This window comes from Lawsonella sp. (genome assembly GCF_011525565.1).
Lineage (GTDB): Bacteria > Actinomycetota > Actinomycetes > Mycobacteriales > Mycobacteriaceae > Lawsonella > Lawsonella clevelandensis_A.
In genome coordinates this window covers 1-4,275 of the sequence record NZ_WVRS01000019.1, presented here as the reverse complement: position 1 = coordinate 4,275, position 4,275 = coordinate 1, and the positions used below count along the sequence as shown (strand labels likewise).

Below are 4,275 nucleotides of genomic sequence, written 5' to 3'. Positions count from 1 at the left end.
CATTTTTTGGTTGCTTATTTTGGCTCTCAGCCAGTTTTTCGCGAAAACGTCGATTAACCCCCTCCCAATCGTCAGAATCAACGTCCCATGGAGCCACCCACGCCTTGAAAGCGTTAGCCGTCTCCCAATCGACCAGCGGAGTGCCCCATTCGCGGAGAACCCCCAGCTTGCGGGCGTGATCCTCTATGTACGGAGACCAATTCGGCCACATACGAGGGCACCGATGCGTGCGCTCAGCCCACCGGAGCACACTCCGGTAGTAGCGGCGATCCTGCTCGTCCCTATCACGACTCGCAGACATCGTTTCCGCAGGTCGGAGCGACTTAGACGCCTTGATGATCGAACTCGCAGTGATAGTCTCGCCCGACTCGGCAAGAAGCTTCACCGCCTCTTCGACCGTCTGCGCATCCAGTCCAGCTCCAAGGAACGTTTCCTCCCACGCTTCAGCGATCGCTACCATCTCATCCGCATCGTAGAGACGCTGACCACGCAGGCGTTTACCCTTCTCAACAGCACTTTTAGCGGCGATAAAGAGACTCATGACTACGCGCCCCAATCCCAGTCATCGTCGTCCTCGTCCTCGTCATCATCTTCAACGCAGGTGGAGGTGATGGCGGGCATAGACGCATCACCTGCAACGGCGTTGAGCTGCGCTTTCTCCCGAACATGCTGTTCTCGGAGCATCTGCACCCGAGCCTCGTAGAACTCATGTTGGGAGGGCACTGAGGTGGTGTCGTAATCATCGTCTAGCTGCTGATTAAGCCACGTTGATGGGTGCGGCCAGTACTCCGGCTCACGCCCCGTACGAATCCACTCTGCCTGCGCTTTCATGAGCTGCGAGCAGATGAACTCCAGGTCATGGGTGCGTCGTTGCTTCTCAAAGCTCTTCCTGGCTTGTTGCTTGCCGCGCTTCCGACCAACCAGCGCCCAGAACCTCTCGAACTCTTCGTCCAATTGACGCTTGGAGGACTTTCCCTGCCCTTGCTTGCGACCCTTTGGGTCGCTCTCATTGACGGGTTGGAGAGTTCCGTGGTTTGCGTGTGTCGGCGTGCCCGCTTGCGGGTCGCCCTCAGATGGGAGAGCACAATCGGCACTTGGAGAAATGCTGGGATACTTCTCTAGTTCATTTGGTTCTAGTTCAATGGATATAGTTCGTGGTGCATAATGTGCACTAGGGGTAGGTGCATAATGTGCACTAGGGTGGTTGGCATATTGTGCACCCCTAAACTCCGTATAAACGTGATACCCATTAGACGTAGGAATGCGGAAAACATCTGTCTTTTCCCTCGATGTTTCACCCTCATCATTCCTCCAACGCTTGAACTTCCTTACATACCCCTTCTCCTCAAGAATGGTTAGAGCGCGCCTTATAGGCTTCAAGTTCTTATCGCTCAGACCGATGTCTTTCGACAGAACAGACAGCGAAGGATGGCAAACTTTATCGTTGTTCGCATAGGTAAGCAGAGCTCCGTATAGCGCTATCGCAGTGGGGTCTTTAATGTCACGGAAAACGTCTATTCTGGTGATGATGAACGGCTTAAAGTCTGGAGTATCGATGTCGCTCATTCTTCGCACACCTCCCTAACGTTCTCCTCCGTGTCCCGAAGTAGCCAACCTTTTAGGTAAGCCTCACTCGGGTTGGAATGTATATAGTGATGACAGTAAGTGCATACATACAAACAATTTTTCACAGTTCCAATACCACGCCGCGTACCACCCATCTTCCGCGGCAACCGATGATGAAACTCTCCAAACGGAGTAGGCCTACCACACCGCTCACAATGCGCCTGACACCGCTCCAAAACAATGCCACGCACCTCCGGAGTAAACTCAGCACTCACGACTCCACCACCCCCACAGCCCCATACGCGGTTGACACCGACTTACCAATCGTCTGCACACCCATAATCTGAATCTTCAGCATCTCCAGACGAGAACGCGCATACCGATACGCCCGGTCGGCCACATCGCAGGCCTCACGATCGTGTACAGTAGCCAACGCCACCAGCGCCTCACGATCCTTCACAGAGCCTTTACCGACCGTCTCAACGAACGCTGAGGCCTCAGCGAAATCTAGCGCACGCTTAGCATCCAAGAACCGCCCGTACGCCTCATCTTGAGTCTTGGTGACCTCAGAAAGATTGTTGAGAAGCCTACGGAGCTGCTGCTCCACCATCACCGGCGTGTACTCAAGATCACTCATGCTTTGAGCTCCTCCCCACGCTGCCTGAATGCCTCAGAAACGCTCTCAGACCGCGCCAAACCATTACCGGACGCGTAGTTCCACAGCTTGGTCAAAGCGTCCTTATCAGCCGCCTCAGCGATAGACTTCAGTAGCTCACGCTCAGCCACCTCATAGCGGTTAACCTTCTCCATCTCCTCACGAGAAGCCCGCCTATCGCCCGAATAACCAGCGTTAGCCAAAGCCCGGCCAATAGCGCTAGTCTCCGCATTCTCACAGGCAGAAGTCTTATTCACAGGACCACCAAGCCCATCGACCTCGGCAGCCCAACCAGACGACCACAGCAACCCATCCTTACGATCCTCCGCCGACTTATACAGGTCACAGCGGAAAACCCAACGAAGAGCATCAGAAGACGGGACAGCAGTATCAGAAGCGAGAACCGTCTCCACCACCATCTCCGGATGATCCTTTCGGGCAGCACGCAAACGCTCATCAACAGTCGCATAATCAGCAGGATTAAACTTCATGGCTAGGACTCCTTCAAAGTGAAACGAATCTGAGTAGACACGGACTCGGAAGAATACTTGTCGAAAACGTCCGGAAGATCAGCGGCCAGCGCCTTACCATCAAGACGGCTTACCCGCCGCTCAGAACACGAAACACTCCCCCACTCGCCAGACACACGATCACCCGCATTGAGCACCGGCTTCACAAGCTCTAACGCCCGCTTACGCAGCATCTCCGCCCGCGCCTTCAGCCGGTTAGACTCCCGCATCAAGTCGATAGCCTCAGACGGGATAGCCGGTTCTCCAGACTCCTCATAGGCGAAGAAGTCGTCACGCACCTGTAGCAGCTTCTCAATAGCCTCTTCGTCGCACTCGACTAGAACACAGTGAAAATCTCCTGGCATGAAGATTAAACGAGGATCGCGCACCGGCTCACCCCCAACACTGAACGTCAAGCCCTTCTGGTCAACGAGCGGGGCAGTCTCGCGGACATTCCACGCGAAAAACACTCATCCACATCACAAACCAGCATCTGCCATTGGCACTGGTAGAAATAGTGCAGAATCCCCAGCTTGCGGAAATCCTCAGCGCGCAGCGGATCAGCCGCTACCAAACTGTTCCAGTCCGCTCCTGTGGTCTTGCATTCCACCACAGCGCCATGTGTGAAACCGTCCGGGGTGGCGAGACAACGCTGGTCGTCATCCCACGCCACGATATGAGAATTAGCAACGATAGTGGTGTTATCCAGCTCCATGCGGAGCCAGTCCAGAATGTGGGGCTCCATAATGTTCCCCCACTCCATAAACGGATTAGAGGGAACATTCTTACCAGACTTCTTATCTGCCCACACGCCGCCAATAGTCCTCTTACCAGCAGCGATAGCCCCGGCTTCCGTCGCTGTCAGCCCCCCACGGCGAATCTCAAACCACCGATCCAGGCAGGTCTCCCGGTCAGAATCTTTAATAATCATTGTTTTCAAGCTCCAAATCTTTGTAAAAGTCATACGGCTCGATAATCGAGACAGTCTCAGTGGTGTCGTCCTCCCACACCCAGCGGGGATAATCACGCATCGACACCAGCCCGCCTAGCCAACAGCTGGTAGGACTTCAGCCCCGCGCGAGGATTAACAGGCACCCACACACCAGCGCGTGGAACACCCATATCTCGCAGACGCACAACACCGTCCTCGCCCAAGGCGAAGCAATCCCGCGCGCACTCCCGCATCACAGGACAGTCCCGGCATGCCTCCTCAACCGCCCTCGCTCGATACTTTTTAGGTACTCTCTCAAGATCCTCGACGAAACCTAGTATCCCGGCGCATTTCGCCTTATCACGCCAAAACGGATCCATAATGATTCACACCACCTAATTCCGACACTAGGACACATGTAGCCACCAGGCGATCAACAACCCCCTGGGTAAGGTCAACAAGCTCACACACAACGCCACCAACAGCCATAACAAGCTCACACACCATGCCTCCCACAGCCACGACTAGGAGGAAGCTAAGAGCAGCAGCAGTCATGATTCCCCCTCGCAGACTTCGACGTCCCCGTGGATACGCGCGTCGCCGTACACGCGGGC

The 4,275-nt window shown here is 55.0% G+C and carries 9 protein-coding genes; all 9 read right to left on the bottom strand.

Features of this window, described 5'->3' with window-relative positions:
- Positions 1-541 (bottom strand): hypothetical protein (locus tag QZV76_RS07200; protein ID WP_290599337.1); only part of this gene is annotated, 541 nt, incomplete at its 3' end.
- Between the two features lie 2 nt (positions 542-543).
- Entirely contained in the window at positions 544-1,566 is a 1,023-nt protein-coding gene (locus tag QZV76_RS07195; RefSeq protein WP_290599336.1) for a helix-turn-helix domain-containing protein, read from the bottom strand.
- A complete protein-coding gene (locus tag QZV76_RS07515) occupies positions 1,563-1,817 on the bottom strand; it encodes an HNH endonuclease (protein WP_366664354.1) in 255 nt (84 codons plus the stop codon). The genes QZV76_RS07195 and QZV76_RS07515 overlap by 4 nt, the downstream gene beginning before the upstream one ends.
- A gap of 20 nt (positions 1,818-1,837) precedes the next feature.
- Positions 1,838-2,203, bottom strand: a complete 366-nt coding sequence (locus QZV76_RS07190) for a hypothetical protein (protein ID WP_290599334.1) — start codon at positions 2,201-2,203, stop codon at positions 1,838-1,840.
- Positions 2,200-2,712: a hypothetical protein gene (locus QZV76_RS07185; RefSeq protein WP_290599333.1), complete on the bottom strand. Its 513-nt coding sequence runs from the start codon at positions 2,710-2,712 to the stop codon at positions 2,200-2,202. The genes QZV76_RS07190 and QZV76_RS07185 overlap by 4 nt, the downstream gene beginning before the upstream one ends.
- Positions 2,713-2,714: 2 nt before the next feature.
- The gene (locus QZV76_RS07180) at positions 2,715-3,119 is read right to left on the bottom strand and encodes a hypothetical protein (RefSeq protein WP_290599332.1); all 405 of its coding nucleotides are present in this window, start codon (positions 3,117-3,119) and stop codon (positions 2,715-2,717) included.
- Positions 3,120-3,142: 23 nt separating this feature from the next.
- Complete coding sequence (locus QZV76_RS07175) at positions 3,143-3,661, bottom strand: YqaJ viral recombinase family protein (RefSeq protein ID WP_290599331.1); 519 nt, start codon at positions 3,659-3,661, stop codon at positions 3,143-3,145.
- 92 nt (positions 3,662-3,753) lie between these two features.
- A complete protein-coding gene (locus tag QZV76_RS07170) occupies positions 3,754-4,041 on the bottom strand; it encodes a hypothetical protein (protein ID WP_290599329.1) in 288 nt (95 codons plus the stop codon).
- A partial coding sequence (locus QZV76_RS07165) for a hypothetical protein (protein ID WP_290599328.1) occupies positions 4,022-4,275 on the bottom strand: 254 nt, incomplete at its 5' end. The genes QZV76_RS07170 and QZV76_RS07165, both read right to left, overlap by 20 nt.

Bases quoted from the DNA above. Each gene is read 5' to 3' on its own strand.
- QZV76_RS07175 (WP_290599331.1), bottom strand. From the start codon at position 3,661: ATGATTATTAAAGATTCTGACCGGGAGACCTGCCTGGATCGGTGGTTT.
- QZV76_RS07195 (WP_290599336.1), bottom strand. From the start codon at position 1,566: ATGAGCGACATCGATACTCCAGACTTTAAGCCGTTCATCATCACCAGA.
- QZV76_RS07170 (WP_290599329.1), bottom strand. From the start codon at position 4,041: ATGGATCCGTTTTGGCGTGATAAGGCGAAATGCGCCGGGATACTAGGT.
- QZV76_RS07190 (WP_290599334.1), bottom strand. From the start codon at position 2,203: ATGAGTGATCTTGAGTACACGCCGGTGATGGTGGAGCAGCAGCTCCGT.
- QZV76_RS07185 (WP_290599333.1), bottom strand. From the start codon at position 2,712: ATGAAGTTTAATCCTGCTGATTATGCGACTGTTGATGAGCGTTTGCGT.